The organism is Sinorhizobium terangae (assembly GCF_029714365.1).
Taxonomy (GTDB): domain Bacteria; phylum Pseudomonadota; class Alphaproteobacteria; order Rhizobiales; family Rhizobiaceae; genus Sinorhizobium; species Sinorhizobium terangae.
In genome coordinates, this window is record NZ_CP121659.1 from 1206254 (window position 1) to 1222656 (window position 16403).

The window sequence follows — 16403 nt, forward strand, 5'->3', positions numbered from 1 at the left end:
CGCATGATTCCTTGATCGGAATCGATTTAAGGACAAAATCATGCAGCACTTCAGAGTGCTACAGCGACCTTAGCGCGTCCATAGGACGCGACGCGCTGTAAAGTCGCGAGCGTAATCGCTTGCGGCTTTTTCGCCGTTTGTGTTGACTTGGGCTGGGCCTTCCGGTTTACAAAAACGCTGACATCAATCTCCAAAATACTGGCCGAAAAATGCTTGATAAGACCTACGATTCCGCAGCCGTCGACCCGCGTATCGCCAAGAAGTGGGACGAAGAAAACGCGTTTCGTGCAGGCGCCGGCGCAAAGCCTGGCGCTGACAGCTTCTGCATTGTGATTCCGCCACCGAACGTGACTGGCTCGTTGCATATGGGCCACGCGCTGAACAACACGCTGCAGGACATCATGGTGCGTTTCGAGCGCATGCGCGGCAAGGATGTTCTCTGGCAGCCAGGTATGGACCACGCCGGCATCGCCACGCAGATGGTCGTCGAACGCCAACTCGCGCAGAGACAGCTGCCCGGCCGGCGCGAGATGGGACGCGAGGCCTTCGTCGAGAAGGTCTGGGAGTGGAAAGCCGAATCCGGTGGTCTGATCTTCAACCAGTTGAAGCGGCTGGGGGCATCGTGCGACTGGTCGCGCGAGCGCTTCACGATGGATGAAGGTTTGTCCGAAGCCGTCATTGAGGTTTTTGTCAGCCTGTATAGGGAAGGCCTGATCTATCGCGACAAGCGTCTCGTGAACTGGGACCCGAAGCTGCAGACGGCGATTTCGGATATCGAAGTCGAGCAGGTCGAGGTTAATGGCCATCTCTGGCACCTGCGGTATCCTCTCGAAGAGGGCGTCACCTATCGGCATCCGGTCGCATTCGATGAAGACGGCAACGCAACGGAATGGGAGATCCGCGACTATCTCGTCGTTGCCACGACGCGTCCGGAGACGATGCTCGGCGATACCGGCGTTGCGGTCCATCCGGATGACGTCCGCTACAAGGGTATTGTCGGCAAGCACGCGATCCTGCCGATCGTCGGGCGGCGGATCCCGATCGTTGCGGATGAGTACCCGGATCCGGCGACTGGTACCGGCGCGGTCAAGATGACGCCGGCCCACGACTTCAACGATTTTGATGTCGGCAAGCGGAGAGGGCTTCGCCAGGTCAACGTCCTGACTGCGGATGGACGGATCACGATCAAGAACAACGACGACTTCCTTGAAGGACTCGATCACCCGGCCGCGCTCCACGGCGCCTGGGATGAGCTCGAAGGCAAGGATCGTTTCGAGGCACGCAGGCTGATCGTCGAGATCCTCGAAGAGGCGGGGCTCGTCGATCACATCGAACCGCATAGGCACGCCGTGCCGCATGGCGACCGCGGTGGTGTACCGATCGAGCCGCGCCTGACCGAGCAATGGTATGTCGACGCCAAGACCTTGGCCAAGCCAGCGATCGCCGCGGTCAAGGAGGGCCGGACCAGCTTCGTTCCGAAGAACTGGGAAAAGACCTATTTCGAATGGATGGAGAACATCCAGCCCTGGTGCATTTCACGCCAGCTTTGGTGGGGGCATCAGATACCCGCGTGGTACGGTCCCGACGGCCAGGTCTTCGTCGAGAAGACCGAGGAAGAGGCGCTGCATGCCGCGATCCAGCATTATCTTGCGCATGAAGGGCCGATGAAGGCCTATGTCGAAGACCTTCTCGAAAACTTCAAACCGGGAGAAATCCTGACCCGCGACGAAGACGTTCTCGACACCTGGTTCTCGTCTGCCCTCTGGCCGTTTTCGACGCTCGGCTGGCCGAACGAGACGCCGGAACTCGAAAGATATTATCAGACCGATGTTCTGGTGACGGGCTTCGACATCATCTTCTTCTGGGTCGCCCGCATGATGATGATGGGCCTTCATTTCATGAAGGACGCCGACGGCACGCCTGTCGAGCCGTTCCACACTGTTTACGTCCATGCGCTCGTTCGCGATAAGAACGGCCAGAAGATGTCGAAGTCGAAGGGCAACGTCATCGATCCTTTGGAACTGATGGACGAATATGGCGCCGACGCGCTGCGCTTCACTTTGGCGATCATGGCGGCGCAGGGGCGTGACGTGAAGCTCGACCGGGCCCGCATTGCCGGCTACCGCAATTTCGGCACCAAGCTCTGGAACGCCACGCGTTTCGCCGAAATGAACGGCGTGGCGAACAGCGAAGGGTTCATTCCCGAAGCGACGGCGCTGACGATCAACCGCTGGATCTTGACCGAGCTTTCGCGAACGATCCGCGACGTCAGTGAAGCAATCGAGGGCTACCGCTTCAATGAGGCGGCCGGTGGTCTCTATCGTTTTGTCTGGAATCAGTTCTGCGACTGGTATCTCGAACTGCTGAAGCCGGTCTTCAACGGCGACGACCAGGAGGCCAAACGGGAGTCGCAGGCCTGCGTCGCTTACGTGCTGGACGAGATCTACAAGCTCTTGCATCCCTTCATGCCCTTCATGACGGAGGAGCTTTGGGAGAAGACTGCTGGCCCCGGACGCGAGCGTGAGACACTGCTGTGCCACACGGAATGGCCCTCCGCCTTCTACGCGGATGACGCTGCAGCCGATGAAATCAACTGGTTGATCGATCTCGTCTCCGGCATTCGATCGGTGCGCGCCGAAATGAACGTTCCGCCGGCGGCGACGGCACCGCTGGTGATCATCGGTGCAAATGGACTGACGAGCGAGCGGCTCGACCGGCACGCCTCGGCGATAAAGCGCCTGGCAAGAGTGGAAAGCATCGAGCATGCGGCGGTGGCGCCGCGCGGCAGCGCCCAGATCGTCATCGCCGAAGCGACCGCCTGCCTTCCGCTCGGCAACCTTATCGATCTTTCAGCAGAGAAAATCCGGCTGGAGAAAGCAATCGCCAAGGTCGAGGTCGAGCGCGAGAGAATTCTCGGCAAACTCGCCAACGAGAAGTTCGTCGCCAATGCGAAGGCCGAATTGGTCGAGGCAGAGCGCGAAAGATTGATCGAGTTAGATCTGCAAAAGGATTCGCTCGGGGTCGCTCTCAGCCGCGTGTCGGAAGCGGGTTAAAGCAAAGCGAAGGCGCACGCCTTTGCGACGAAGAACAAATTACAATCCGCGGTAGAAATGCCGCGGATTTTTCTATTATGTGGCCCGAAACTTCGAATCAGACGTCGATCCGACGCGATGGAACGACGCAATACACGCTTTGGTTTTATTGGCGAACTGCACAAAGATGCTTGCAGCTAAAGGGCGCAAAAAGCGAAATTGTTGTTCCCCGGTCACACTTCGCCGTAGAAGTGGAATATTATTTTCAACCACCTGGAACGCTTGGCGTTCGTTGGAAAAACGTTCCAGGATTCTGAATTTGTGTCTTAATCTTGAAATTCTTACGTAAATCTTATGGCCGATCCGACGGCCACTCCCGCGAGTCCGCGGTTTGCCATTTCACGCAATCGTGAGGATACTCCGCGCCAAGCGCGACATGAGATGGATTGTCGCACACGGAGAGTGCAGGGGAGGAGCTTAATGGCTCAAGGTGGAATGAAGAAGGGCATTTTGGCGGTCGTCGCCGGAATGCTCGTGGTATCGGCTGCGCATGCTGGGGGGCTTGAGCGCAGCGGATATAATATCGATCTGCTGTTCGATCCGTCAGACTATGCCGCCGAAGCGACGGCAACGTATGTTAATCCACAGCGTGAATTGAAGAATGTTAAGGATACGGATACGACAACGGGACTTGCGCCTGTCGGTTCTCCGGCTTTCGGCTCCGGTGGCGGTAACCTGAATAATCGTCCAAATAGCGTCGAGGACACGGAAAGTTATTGGGCGCCCCGCATCGGCGTAAAGGCTGCTTTGGGTGACAGTATTGACTGTATGGCGGACTACTCGCAGCCTTGGGGCGCCCACACCAATCCCGGCCAAAACTGGGCCGGCGCCAACAACAACATCGAAACGAAGGTCGAGAGCGATAACTACGCGGCAACATGCTCCTACAAATGGGACATGGGACCTGGCATAGTTCGCGTTATTGGCGGTGCCTTCTACCAAGACGTTGGCGGCTTCAAGGAACGGCTTGTGCAGGATTTCAGCGGCGTACCGCCGATCCTGACCGGCGGCCTTTCCGGCGTTGGCAGGCTTGACCTAGACGGTGATGGTTGGGGTTGGCGGACTGGCGTCGCTTACGAAATCCCGGAATACGCAATGCGAGCAAGCCTCGTATATAATAGCGCCGTCGATCTGGACAACCTTGCCGGCACCATTGACCTGCGGGATGTCCGTGGTCCAGCGCCAGTAAACTTTTACGGTGTATCCGGCTCGGCTTCGATGCCGGATTCGTTGGAGTTGAAGGTCCAGTCCGGCATCGCACCTGGTTGGCTGGCATTTGGCTCGGTCAAATGGACGGACTGGAGCCAACTGCAGGTATTGGAATTCTGCCCGGCTGGCGGCGGGAGTGTTGCGCAACCGTGCACGACGCTCGACCTCCTTTATCGCGACGGCTGGACGGTCACCGGCGGTATTGGTCACAAGTTCAACGATCAGTGGAGCGGTGCAGTAAGCGTCACCTGGGATCGCGGGACGAGCCATGGATATGGCTCGCAGACCGACACTTGGACGTTCGGTACGGGGGTCTCCTATGCCCCGACACAGAACGTTGAGCTCCGCCTTGCCGGCGTCGTCGGGATCATGACCAGCGGAAGCTCGGGACCGGTCACATTCGACGGACAGGTCATCGGCGACGACGTGAGCTACGACTTCGACAACGATTTCGTAGGAGCAATCTCAACATCGCTAAAGGTCAAGTTCTGATCCCATCGACGGTGTATTTGAGGCCCGGTTTTCGCCGGGCTTTCCTTTTATCTGCGCTGGTCTCTTCGGCTGACGGCACCATTTTATGAGCATTCATGAATGTGACGATTCAGCAACACATTTGCTGCTATGGTTTGCTAGTATCGTGGCCGGTTCAACTATGTCCATTTCCCGCCACAAAATGAGAGCAGCGATGATAGCAGCAAATGTGCGATCGAGTGCCGTACCTGCGTTTTGAGGTGAATTGAGTTTGTGCGCTGTCATGACATCCCGTCGCAATTGGCATCAAACGCCTGGCCGATCCGTAATCGGCTTTGGGGGAGGAGATGCGCGGGAAAATCTAGCGACAGGTACGCATGGTTCTAGCCTTGCTGGGAAGCTGTGAGCGCTCGAATGGCAAGCGACCGTGCATGGATTGGTGTTTGCAGCGGTGGTGAGTTCGGCGTGGCCGGCTGGAACGGAAGAAATTGGTTGTGATGCTCGCGGGTGAATTCAAGTCGCTTAGGGTTGCGGTGCTCGGTGTGTCGCTGGCGGTTGGTGCCTCCACCGCGGGGCCTGCGCGAGCGTTCGATCCGGGAGCGGGCGTTTCCAAGGAATCAGGCCCGTTCGCCCTCTTCAAGTTCGGCTTTTCCGCTTACAAGAACGGCAGGAAGGACGAGGCCGTCGAGGCCTATCGCTATGCCGCCGAAAAGGGTCATACCGGATCCCGCTGGGCACTGGCCAATATGTACGCCTATGGTGACGGGGTCACCGAAAACGATCTAGAGGCGTTCAAGATCTACAGTGAAATTGCCCAGCAGGGCGTCGAACCCGGGTCTGAAGACACGGGTTATTTCGTCAATGCGCTGATTTCGCTGGCCGGCTACTATCGACGCGGCATTCCCGACAGCCCGGTGAAGGTCGATTTGGCGCAGGCGCGGCAGTTGTATTTCCAGGCGGCATCGACGTTTGGTGTCGCGGAGGCGCAGTTCCAACTGGCGCGGATGCTGCTTTCGGGCGAGGGCGGCACCGTCAATGTTCAACAGGCCAAAAAGTGGTTGAACCGCGCACGCAAGAATGGCCATGCCGGAGCCATGGGCGTCTTCGGAAACGTCATCTTTCAGGAAGGCCAGACCGTTCGTGGCCTCGCCTACATGACCGCGGCGCTCGACCAGTGTTCGCCGAAGGACAGGCCCTGGCTGCAGTCGATGCAGGAGCAGGCTTTCTCGCTGGCGACCGAAGACGATCGCCGCGTGGCGATCACCATGTCGCAGAACATGCACCTGCAGGCTGACGACGACTAGCTACGATTTAACGGAATATGCAGTAACGACTACGCCAGTTCGAAGGCGAATTCGCCCGCGACGGGGACGTGGTCGGACGGTTTTTCCCAAGAGCGCACGTGTTTTTCTATCGACGTGGACACGAGCTTGTCGGCAGCTTCGGGCGACATCATCAGGTGATCGATGCGAATGCCGAAATTTTTCGGCCAGCATCCGGCCTGATAGTCCCAAAATGAATAAAGCGGCACCTCGTCCGAGGTGGCGCGCACTGCGTCCGTGAATCCGAGATTGCGAAGACGCCGGAAAGCCGCCCGCGTTTGCGGCAGGAAGAGCGCGTCGTTCTGCCATACCTTGACGTCCCAGCAATCGTGGGCTTCCGGGATGACGTTGTAGTCGCCGGCGAGGATGAGCGGTTCTTCGAGCCTCAGCCTCTGCTCCGCGAAGGCCGCAAGACGCTGCATCCAGGCAAGCTTGTAGGGATATTTTTCGCTGTCGACGGGATTTCCGTTCGGCAGGTAAAGGCAGCATACGCGGATCGCGCCGTCCTTGACCGAGAAAACGCCCTCGATGAAGCGTGCCTGCTCGTCCATATCGTCTCCCGGCAGGCCGCGAGTGACCTCGTCCGGCCGCAATTTCGAGAGCAGTGCAACGCCGTTGAAGCCCTTCTGGCCGTGCGTTTCGACGTGGTACCCGAGCGCTTCGATCTCACTCCTCGGAAATGCCTCGTCCACTGACTTGATTTCCTGCAGGCAGGCGATGTCCGGGTTCGATTCCTTCAGCCAGGCGACGAGGCCGTCGAGGCGCGCCTTGGCGCCGTTGATGTTCCAGGTGGCAATCTTCATGGGCCGGCATCGCCTTTCTTATCGGTTGATCCTCGCGGACGATTCGTTGTAGCGGCTGCGAATTCTTTTGACAAATCCGATACCTGCAACGTCGGTGGCGTCGAGGGACGCGATCAGACGCGGCGCGATCTCGCTCTCAGCGCAGCACGTTTCCGCTGACGGTTGCAGGAATTGATTCCGCCCTGTCTGGCTCTATAGTCCCCCGCATGATCGAGTTCGTCGAAAACTATTGGCCGCATTTTCTGGCGCTGCTCTCCTTCGCCTTGGGCATACCGGCGATCGTCCACGCGGCAATGACCAAGGACGATGTGCGCGCCGCCGCCGGCTGGGTCGGCGTCGTCCTCCTGTCGCCAGTAATAGGGGCGGTGGTCTACGCGGTCGCCGGCATCAATCGCATTCGTCGCACGTCCATCGGCCTGCAGCGCTCGTTGTTGCGGCCGCGAGGTGCAGATCAATTCGGCCGGTACGACGTGACCCATGACGAAATCGCCATCCGCTTCGGACATCGCTTCGCCGCGATGAAGATGCTTGGCGACAGGGTCGCGCGCCATGCGATGTCGACGGGAAACCACATCACCATGCTGGAAGGTGGTGACACTGTCTACACGTCGATGCTCGAGGAAATTGCCGGCGCGCGCCGCAGCATCCTCATCGAAAGCTACATCTTCGACAGGGACCCGATCGGCCTGCGCTTTGCCGATGCGCTGATTGCCGCAATGAAGCGCGGCGTCAGCGTCAGGGTTTTGATCGATGCGGTCGGGGCACGCTATTCGGTGCCGAGCATTGTCAGCTACCTGAAGGAGGGCGGGGTACCGACGGCGGTCTTCAACGGCAACATCATCATCGGGCTGAGACTACCCTATGCCAACCTCAGAACCCACCGGAAGATTCTGGTGGTCGATGGCGTCGTCGCTTTCGCCGGCGGCATGAACATTCGCGCCGGCTTCACGACCGAAATGGCGGGAAAGGCGGCCTCCTTCGACACGCATTTCCGTGTCACCGGACCGGTCGTTGCCGACATTTTCCAGGTCGCCGCGGAGGACTGGCAATTTTCAAGCGGAGAGAGCCTCGAAGGCGACGAATGGAAGATCGGGGTGCCGGATGAGATCCCGGACGCGCCTCCGGTCCTCATTCGCGCCGTCCCGTCAGGCCCGGACAGCACGAACGAGACCAATCACAAGATGCTGATGGGCGCCTTCTCGGTTGCGCGCAAGCACATCCGCCTGATGTCGCCGTATTTTCTTCCGGACAAGGAACTGGTCAGCGCTTTGGTGACCGCCGCCCGCAGGGGCGTGGACGTGGACATCGTCGTGCCGGCAGTCAACAATCTGACCCTCATCGACCGGGCGATGACGGCCCAGTTCGACCAGGTGCTCAAGGGCCATTGCCGGGTGTGGCGGGCGCAGGGAGCGTTCAATCATTCCAAGCTGATGGTCATTGACGAGCGTTGGGTCTATGTCGGTTCGAGCAATCTCGACCCACGCTCGTTGCGCCTCAATTTCGAGTTCGATCTCGAGGTCCTCGACGATGCTTTTGCGCAGGCGGTCAGCAACAAGATCTGCGCGACGTTGACGTTGGCGGAGGAAGTTACCCTTGCGGGATTGCGCAAGCAGCCCTTCGCAAATCGACTGGCGAACCGCCTTCTCTGGCTGGGGTCACCTTATCTTTAGCGAGAGCTTGCTTGCGAAACGTGAAGCGCTTCGTCAGATCGAAAAGCTCGTGCCGCAGCCGCAGCTTGCAACGGCATTCGGATTCTTGATCTGAAACGACTGGCCGAGCAGGTTGTCGACGAAATCGATTTCCGAGCCGCCCATATAGATGAGGGAGAGGCTGTCGATCAGGACCTTGGCGCTTCCCTTTTCGAGAACCAGATCGTCCTCGTTTTCAGCGTCGACCAGATCGAATTTGTAGGAAAAGCCGGAACAGCCGCCACCTTCGACGGAGACGCGCATCGCGCTTTTGTTCTTCTCCGTCTGGAGGATCGCGGCGATGCGCTTGGCAGCCGCATCGGAAAGGGTGACTGTTTCCTGTGTCATAGGTGCCTCCTGCCGGGGTCAAGAACCGGAGAGATTCGTTCTCGCGCTTGGCATTGCCAGGAATCAAGCCGGAAAATCAGCCTGAAAACCCGCAGCCAAACCATTGATCTGTCTTCAGGACCCTCTCGACAGTTCGCCGCGGCTTTCCTGTAGCGTACACTATAGGTATGAAGGCTTGAATGTCCCGTCAATGGGACGGCCGGCACAGGTGAGAAATGACCTTCGACAGACAGGCCCTCGGTTTCGGTTACGGCCAGCATGCCGCCTTCGCGTCGGACCCGTGGGCTACGCGCGGCAGGCTCCACGCTGAGGCGGGCAGCCCGACACGCTCCGACTTCCAGCGCGACCGCGACCGCATCGTCCACACGACTGCGTTTCGCCGGTTGAAGCACAAGACGCAGGTATTCATCGCTGCGGATGGCGACCACTACCGCACCCGCCTTACCCATACGATCGAGGTCGCGCAGATTGCACGCGCGCTGGCACGCGCCCTGAAGCTGGACGAGGATCTCGCCGAGGGCGTCGCCCTTGTGCACGACTTCGGTCACACGCCCTTCGGACATACCGGCGAGGACGCTCTGCACGAGGTGCTCGAGCCCTATGGCGGTTTCGATCACAACGCGCAGTCGCTGCGCATCGTCACAAAGCTGGAGCGGCGCTACGCGGAATTCGACGGGCTGAACCTCACCTGGGAAAGCCTCGAAGGCCTCGTCAAGCACAATGGCCCGCTGATGACGGCGGCGGGCGAGGGCACGCGCGGTCCTGTCCCGCAACCGATCCTCGATTATTGCGCCATTCACGATCTCGAGCTCGCGAGCTTTGCAAGTCTAGAGGCTCAGGTCGCGGCGATTGCCGACGACATCGCCTATAATACCCATGACATAGACGATGGGTTGCGGGCGGGATATCTCACTTTCCCGATGCTGGAGGAAGTTCCGTTCCTCGCGCGGTTGATGCGCGAGGTCCATGATCGCTATCCCGGACTGGAAAGCAGCCGCTTCACCCACGAGATCATGCGGCGGCAGATCACGGCAATGGTGGAGGACGTCATTGGCGTGGCTCAGGCGCGGCTTCGTGAAATCCGGCCGCAAAGTGTGGGCGAAGTGCGGCAGGCGGGCAGGGTGATCGCCACCTTCTCGGAGGAGATGAGCGAAACCGACCGGCAGATCAAGCACCTTCTGATGACCCGAATCTACCGCCATCCTGAAGTGATGCGGGTGCGGCAGGGTGCAGCCTCGATCGTCACCGATCTCTACCGCGCCTTCATGGCCGATCCGCTTTTGATGAAGGAACACTACTGGATCGACCAGATAGTCGGGATGTCGGAACCGGCCCGGGCGCGCCACGTGGGAGACTATCTCGCCGGGATGACGGACACTTTCGCGATCAGTGCGCATCGGCGCTTGTTTGACCATACGCCTGATTTGCGCTAGTGACGCCCCGCCCGGAGGCTGCAGGTTCACAGGAACCCGGCCTCCTTTTGAGTTTTGCGCCATTCTCCAGTTTGGCTGGAAAAAGCGGACGGATCAGATGAACCTTTTCACAGACTTCGAATCAAGAATTAAGAATATTCTGGAAGCGCTTGATATCGTGCGTGAAAAGCGATCTGAAGTTGATTTCGGACGCATCAATATCGAGCCGCCCCGCGATGCAAGTCACGGCGATGTGGCGACGAATGCGGCGATGGTTCTCGCCAAATCGCTGGGGATGAATCCGCGTGCGCTTGCCGACCTCATCGTCGAGAAGCTGCGGCAGGATCCGGAAATCACAGAGGTTACCGTTGCCGGACCGGGCTTCATCAACGTCCGCCTGTCGGTTGCCTATTGGCAGAAGCTCCTGGCCTCCGTGGTGAGGGCCGGCACCGACTACGGCCGCAGCACGGTCGGCGCGGGACGCAAGGTGAATGTCGAATACGTCTCCGCCAACCCGACCGGGCCGATGCACGTTGGGCATTGCCGCGGCGCGGTCGTCGGCGATGCGCTGGCCAATCTTCTCGCCTTTGCCGGCTACGACGTGACCAAGGAATATTACATCAATGATGCGGGCTCGCAGATCGACGTTCTGGCGCGCTCGGCGTTCCTGCGCTATCGGCAGGCGCTCGGCGAGGACATCGGAGAGATCCCGCCGGGTCTCTATCCCGGTGATTATCTCGTGCCGGTGGGCGAGGCGCTGGCGGATGAATTCGGCACAAGCCTCCGGATCATGCCAGACGACAAGTGGATGCCGCTCGTCAAGGAGCGCGTGATCGACGCGATGATGGCGATGATCCGCGAGGATCTGGCTGCGCTGAACGTCCATCACGATGTCTTCTTCTCCGAACGGACGCTGCACGACAACAACGCAACGCGTATCCGTACGGCGATCAACGACCTGACTTTCAAGGGGCATGTCTACAAGGGCACGCTGCCGCCTCCGAAGGGGCAGTTGCCGGAGGACTGGGAAGACCGCGAGCAGACGCTGTTTCGTTCGACGGAAGTCGGCGACGACATCGACCGCCCGCTGATCAAGTCAGACGGCAGTTATACCTATTTCGCGGCCGACGTTGCTTACTTCAAGGACAAGTTCGACCGCGGCTTCAACGAGATGATCTATGTGCTTGGCGCCGACCACGGCGGCTATGTCAAGCGGCTGGAAGCACTGGCGCGCGCCGTGTCAGGTGGGACGGCGAAGCTGACGGTGCTGCTTTGCCAGCTCGTCAAGCTCTACCGCGGCGGCGAGCCGGTCAAGATGTCCAAGCGGTCCGGCGACTTCGTGACGCTGCGCGACGTCGTCGATGAGGTCGGCCGGGATCCCGTTCGCTTCATGATGATCTATCGGAAGAACACCGAGCCCCTCGACTTCGACTTTGCCAAGGTGACCGAACAGTCGAAGGATAACCCGGTCTTCTACGTACAATATGCGCATGCTCGTTGCAGCTCCGTGTTCCGGCAGGCGGCGGAAGCGTTCCCTGATCTTGATTTCTCGTCGCTTGATCTTGCCGCGGCAGTGACGGGAGCGATCGTTGATCCTGCCGAGATGCAGATTGTCGCGAAGCTCGCAGAATATCCCCGCGTCGTCGAGGCTGCGGCACTCTCGCAGGAACCTCACCGAATCGCTTTTTATCTGTATGATCTTGCCGCAGCCTTCCATGGACACTGGAACAAAGGTAAAGAAAATCCGGCATTACGTTTTGTTAACGATAAGAACAGAGAATTAAGCATTGCCAGACTCGGGCTGGTGCATGCTGTCGCCTCGGTACTGAAGTCGGGCCTGTCTATTACGGGCACCTCAGCGCCGGAAGAGATGCGGTAAGTATTGTCACCATTTCCCCACAATGCACTGGCAAACGAACGCAGGCAATTGTGAGTGGAGAGTATGGCAGACAAACAATTCGCACGAAGCGGGCCGGCAGAATTCGTTGTATTGGCCGACGATGATCCGTTGAGCGAACTTGCCCGCATTGTCGGTTACGATGCTCGGCCAGCCGTTCAGCAATTGCAAGAACTGCAGCGGCATCAGGAAGCCGTCCGGCGGGATCCTGCCTTCGATCTCGAGGAAGAACTCCTTCGCGAGTTCGATAGCTACGATGCTCCGCGTGCCGTTGCGGTTCACCCGGACAGTGGGCTTGTCGAGCATCCGGTCGCCGGCGGCGCGACGGAGGAGTATGAATCCGACGCTTCTCCTGCCGTCGAGCCGGTTGCCGAGTCCGCCGTCGCCGCTGTCGAAGATCGCGTTTCTCCAATTCCCGAACCGGCCGAAGACGGGCATAGCGACATTGCTGCTCCGATTGCGGATGCGGTGGCGCCGGCCGATCTCGATGCCGCCAATGTCGCCGAGTTCGCCGAAAACGATCCGGCAGCCGATCTGGAGCGCGAGCTCGAACTCTCGCTCGGCTACGAGGATCTGTCGCTTCCGCAGGATTCGGGCGCTTCCGAAGCCAGCCACGCGGGCGGTGGCTCTCAGTTGCACTCGTTCGAAGCGCCGGCCTTTGACTCCATGCACGTGCCGCTTACGCTTCACGCGGCCGTCGCTCGGGCCGCCGAACCTCCAGCGAGCTCGGATGCGCTCTTTATCGACATGGCGGATGAGCTCGCCAGCCGCAGTGAGGAAACGGTCAAGCCAGTCGACAAAAAAGTCGTAGCACCGGCTGCGGCCTCCTCCGCTTCCCAGGGCGGGGTCGACCAACTGCTTGCTGACGTCGAGCGTTTTCCCGTGCCGGTCGCGACAGGTCTGGTCGCTGCGGCCATTGAGGCCCACCCGGCGATCCAGGCGGTCCCGGGGGCGCCGGTCAAGAAGAGCAGTTATCCTTTCAAGCCCACCTTCAGCCGGGCGACGCCGGTTGCGTCTCCCTCCGGCGAATCGCAGCAGCGCGCCTTCGCCGCGCCGATCGCCGAACCCGTCGTCGCAAAAATTCCTGCCGCGCCAGCCGTTTCGCCAGTGCCAACGCCGGAGCCCATTCAGGACGTGGCAGCGGTCGAGCCGGAACCGAGCTTCGACATCGAGGATTTCGAGCTGGAATTGTCGGATCTCGCCCTGGATATCGACCCGCCGAAGGCAGATGCACGGCAAGACCTTGAAGCTGCAGTCGAGGGGCCGGTCGTTGCGCATCCTGCATTGGTCGAGCCGGCCGCACAGCCCTTCCTGCAGGCGCTGTCCGTTCCGGCGGAAGCCGAAGTCCGCCGCGACCAGCCGCAGGCAACGACGGCGGATATAGAGGAAGAAATACCGGCCGAAAGTGCGCTGCCCTTCGATCCCACAATGATCGCCGAGCCGGAAAGCGGCGTGGCGCCGATCGCGGACGTCGACGTGCCGCAATTGCCGGTGCTGGAAGTCGAAGAAAAACCAGCGGCCTTTGCGACCGACTACGACCTCGATATCGACGCTGAAATGGCGCAACTTTTCAGTACGCCGGCGCCCCGGGGCGGTGCGCGCGTCGACGATCGCCGCGCCGATGCCGCAGCGGCGAAGCCAAATCCCCAAGCCTTGGTGGTCGATGATTTCGACGAATTTGAAAAGGCGATGGAAGAAGACTTCCAGCGTGCGATGGCCGAGCGACAGAACGCAGCCGAAGACACGGAAAGCCTGGCGGCGCCGAAGCTGGATCGCGCCGCGGAATACAGTGAGCAGGGTTATGGCCGTCGCCCCCAGCGCACGATGCTTTTGGCCGCCAGCGTAGCGGGCGTCATCATCCTCGGCGGTGCCGGGGTCTATGCGTGGATGGGAGGCAGCAGTGCCGCCCTGACTGGCGACGGCCCGAAGATCATCCTGGCTGACAAGAATCCGGTAAAGGTCGTCCCGGAAGAGAAGGGCGGCAAGACCGTACCGAACCAGGACAAGGCCGTCTACGATCGGGTTGCCGGAGCTCAGGGCGATGTACCGCGCCAGGAGGCGCTGGTCTCCTCGACCGAAGAGCCGATGGATGTTGTTCAGAGAACGTTGACGCCAGAGACTTTGCCTCTGGAAGGCAGCGATGAAGGTGAGGCAGTGACGGCCACTTCTCCGGCGGATGAGGAAGAAGTGGCACGCCTGCTGCCTGAGGAAGACGCGAGCGATGCCGCGGCGGCTGAGGAGGAAAAAGCTCCTGCCGTGGCGCCGCGCAAGGTCCGTACGATGATCGTCAAGCCCGACGGCACGCTGGTCGCCCGCGAAGAACCGGCGGCTCCGCCGACGAATGACGAGACGGCAAGCGTTGGCGAGCAGTCCATTCCGGCGACCGCTTCCGGTCAGGCTGCGGCCTCGGGGTCCAAGGGTGCTGCGACCGCGGCGGATGCCGGGTCAGAGCTGCGTGCCAGCGGGCAACCGGCGGCCGGTGTCGAAAAGGTTGCCCTGGCTGCGCCAAGCGACGCTCCCCTCGAGGAGGTCGCAGTTCGTAGCGTGAAGACAACGGCGGTCGGCGGCGAACCGGCGCCTGTGCCGCAGGCGCGTCCGACGGGCCAATCCGATGCCGGTGCCACGGCGAATGCGGCGAAACAGCCGGTGGCAAACAAACCCGCGACGGAAACGGCAAATGCAGCGCCGGCCGCGCCGCTTGCGACCGCCTCCGTGCCAGCCGGCAGCTACGTGATCCAGGTAGCCTCGCTGCCTTCTGAAGCCGAAGCGCAGAAGAGCTACAACAGCCTCTCCGTGAAGTTCGCCAGCGTCATCGGCGGCCGCGGCGTCGATATTCGCAAGGCTGAGATCGCCGGTAAGGGGACCTACTATCGCGTGCGTATTCCAGCCGGCTCGCGGGAGGAAGCAAATGCACTTTGCTCTCGCTACAAGAGCGCCGGCGGAAGCTGCCTGGTTACGAAGTAAGTCGGCGGAAAGATCAACGGAACGGGGCGCGGCAGAATTGTCGCGCTCTTTTCTTTATGGAGCGGCGCTTTGTCTGTGAATGGTCGAGGAAGTGCGGCTTTGTGACTTCGCGCCGAACGATGCGCGCACTATGATTTTCACATGAGCGAATCAAAAGCATTTATCTCCGGCTGCAAAGGCCTTTCCCTGACCGAGGAAGAGCGCAGGTTCTTTGACGGCGAGCGCCCCTGGGGCTTCATCCTTTTCGGCCGCAACATTGGCGAGGAAAATCAGATCTCCGATCTCGTCGCTGGGCTGCGCGATAGCATCGGCAATCCGAATGCACCGGTGCTTATCGACCAGGAAGGCGGCCGGGTCCAGCGCATCCGGCCGCCGCTCGTCCAGCAATATCCGAACGGTGCCGCGATCGGCGAGATCTATCGCCGGGACCGGGAGCAAGGTGTGCGCGCCGCGTGGCTCATGGGGCGCCTCCATGCCTTCGACCTGATGCGGTTCGGCATCACGGTCGATTGCCTGCCGGTTCTCGACGTGCCGGTGCCGGGGAGCCATGACGTCATCGGTAACCGGGCCTATGGGCGTGATCCGCAGACGGTGACCGCGATTGGTCGTGCAATGAGCGAGGGACTGAAAGCGGGCGGCGTGCTGCCGGTGATGAAGCATATGCCAGGTCACGGCCGCACATTCGTGGATTCACACCACAACCTGCCCGTCGTGGAAGCCGGTATCCAGGAATTGCAGCGAAGCGACTTTCTTCCCTTCATCGCTATGAGGGACCAAGTCATGGCCATGTCGGCGCATATCGTTTTCACAGCGATTGATCCCGACAATCCAGCCACGACCTCGCCGAAGGTCGTCAGCGAAATCATTCGCGGCCATATCGGTTTCGATGGGCTCTTGATGTCGGATGATGTTTCGATGAATGCGCTTGCCGGGGATATGGCCGCTCGCGCCCGCGGCATTATTGGCGCCGGCCTTGATCTCGTCTTGCATTGTCATGGCATAATGGAAGAAATGAGGGCCGTCGCGGATGTGGTTCCGGTCCTGTCGGGCGATCGGCTGCGTCGGGCAAGGGCCGCGGAGGCCGCGTTCCAAAAACCGGACAATGCGGACCAAGATGCGTTGAGGGCGGAGTTCAACGCCATGTTTGCCCTGGCGTAGAGCATCCCGCTTAAAAGGGTAAGGCGGCGGAAAGGCAAG

At 60.3% G+C, this 16403-nt stretch carries 10 protein-coding genes; 8 read left to right on the forward strand and 2 right to left on the reverse strand.

Features of this window, described 5'->3' with window-relative positions:
• The first annotated feature begins 209 nt into the window (after positions 1 to 209).
• The 3 genes from QA637_RS05785 (at position 210) to exoR (ending at position 6076) form a co-directional block, all read left to right on the forward strand.
• A complete protein-coding gene (locus QA637_RS05785; RefSeq protein ID WP_283064276.1) occupies positions 210 to 3053 on the forward strand; it encodes a valine--tRNA ligase in 2844 nt (947 codons plus the stop codon).
• Positions 3054 to 3512: 459 nt separating this feature from the next.
• The gene (locus QA637_RS05790) at positions 3513 to 4793 is read left to right on the forward strand and encodes an OmpP1/FadL family transporter (RefSeq protein ID WP_283064278.1); all 1281 of its coding nucleotides are present in this window, start codon (positions 3513 to 3515) and stop codon (positions 4791 to 4793) included.
• A gap of 476 nt (positions 4794 to 5269) precedes the next feature.
• Positions 5270 to 6076: an exopolysaccharide production regulator ExoR gene (exoR, locus tag QA637_RS05795; RefSeq protein ID WP_153442384.1), complete on the forward strand. Its 807-nt coding sequence runs from the start codon at positions 5270 to 5272 to the stop codon at positions 6074 to 6076.
• A gap of 29 nt (positions 6077 to 6105) precedes the next feature.
• Here the strand turns inward: exoR and xth are convergent, their stop codons facing one another.
• Positions 6106 to 6897 (reverse strand): exodeoxyribonuclease III, encoded by a 792-nt coding sequence (gene xth / locus QA637_RS05800; protein WP_153442385.1) that lies wholly within the window; start codon positions 6895 to 6897, stop codon positions 6106 to 6108.
• A 206-nt stretch (positions 6898 to 7103) separates the two neighbouring features.
• On the opposite strand from xth, the gene QA637_RS05805 reads away from it, so the two are divergent.
• Positions 7104 to 8567 carry a phospholipase D-like domain-containing protein gene (locus tag QA637_RS05805; protein ID WP_153442386.1) on the forward strand — a complete coding sequence of 488 codons (1464 nt, stop codon included), beginning with the start codon at positions 7104 to 7106 and terminating at the stop codon, positions 8565 to 8567.
• Positions 8568 to 8600: 33 nt separating this feature from the next.
• Here the strand turns inward: QA637_RS05805 and erpA are convergent, their stop codons facing one another.
• Complete coding sequence (erpA, locus tag QA637_RS05810) at positions 8601 to 8933, reverse strand: iron-sulfur cluster insertion protein ErpA (protein WP_153442387.1); 333 nt, start codon at positions 8931 to 8933, stop codon at positions 8601 to 8603.
• Between the two features lie 215 nt (positions 8934 to 9148).
• On the opposite strand from erpA, the gene QA637_RS05815 reads away from it, so the two are divergent.
• From QA637_RS05815 to nagZ, 4 genes are all read left to right on the forward strand, one after another.
• Positions 9149 to 10366 carry a deoxyguanosinetriphosphate triphosphohydrolase gene (locus QA637_RS05815; protein WP_153442388.1) on the forward strand — a complete coding sequence of 406 codons (1218 nt, stop codon included), beginning with the start codon at positions 9149 to 9151 and terminating at the stop codon, positions 10364 to 10366.
• A gap of 97 nt (positions 10367 to 10463) precedes the next feature.
• Positions 10464 to 12224 (forward strand): arginine--tRNA ligase, encoded by a 1761-nt coding sequence (gene argS / locus QA637_RS05820; RefSeq protein WP_153442389.1) that lies wholly within the window; start codon positions 10464 to 10466, stop codon positions 12222 to 12224.
• Between the two features lie 63 nt (positions 12225 to 12287).
• Positions 12288 to 15206, forward strand: coding sequence for an SPOR domain-containing protein (locus QA637_RS05825; RefSeq protein WP_283064279.1), 2919 nt, complete (start codon positions 12288 to 12290; stop codon positions 15204 to 15206).
• Between the two features lie 141 nt (positions 15207 to 15347).
• On the forward strand, positions 15348 to 16364 hold the full coding sequence (gene nagZ / locus QA637_RS05830) for a beta-N-acetylhexosaminidase (RefSeq protein ID WP_283064280.1): 1017 nt from the start codon (positions 15348 to 15350) through the stop codon (positions 16362 to 16364).
• Positions 16365 to 16403 lie beyond the last annotated feature (39 nt).

Bases quoted from the DNA above. Each gene is read 5' to 3' on its own strand.
- nagZ (WP_283064280.1), top strand. From the start codon at position 15,348: ATGAGCGAATCAAAAGCATTTATCTCCGGCTGCAAAGGCCTTTCCCTG.
- exoR (WP_153442384.1), top strand. From the start codon at position 5,270: ATGCTCGCGGGTGAATTCAAGTCGCTTAGGGTTGCGGTGCTCGGTGTG.
- QA637_RS05790 (WP_283064278.1), top strand. From the start codon at position 3,513: ATGGCTCAAGGTGGAATGAAGAAGGGCATTTTGGCGGTCGTCGCCGGA.
- argS (WP_153442389.1), top strand. From the start codon at position 10,464: ATGAACCTTTTCACAGACTTCGAATCAAGAATTAAGAATATTCTGGAA.
- QA637_RS05825 (WP_283064279.1), top strand. From the start codon at position 12,288: ATGGCAGACAAACAATTCGCACGAAGCGGGCCGGCAGAATTCGTTGTA.
- xth (WP_153442385.1), bottom strand. From the start codon at position 6,897: ATGAAGATTGCCACCTGGAACATCAACGGCGCCAAGGCGCGCCTCGAC.
- QA637_RS05805 (WP_153442386.1), top strand. From the start codon at position 7,104: ATGATCGAGTTCGTCGAAAACTATTGGCCGCATTTTCTGGCGCTGCTC.
- QA637_RS05815 (WP_153442388.1), top strand. From the start codon at position 9,149: ATGACCTTCGACAGACAGGCCCTCGGTTTCGGTTACGGCCAGCATGCC.
- QA637_RS05785 (WP_283064276.1), top strand. From the start codon at position 210: ATGCTTGATAAGACCTACGATTCCGCAGCCGTCGACCCGCGTATCGCC.
- erpA (WP_153442387.1), bottom strand. From the start codon at position 8,933: ATGACACAGGAAACAGTCACCCTTTCCGATGCGGCTGCCAAGCGCATC.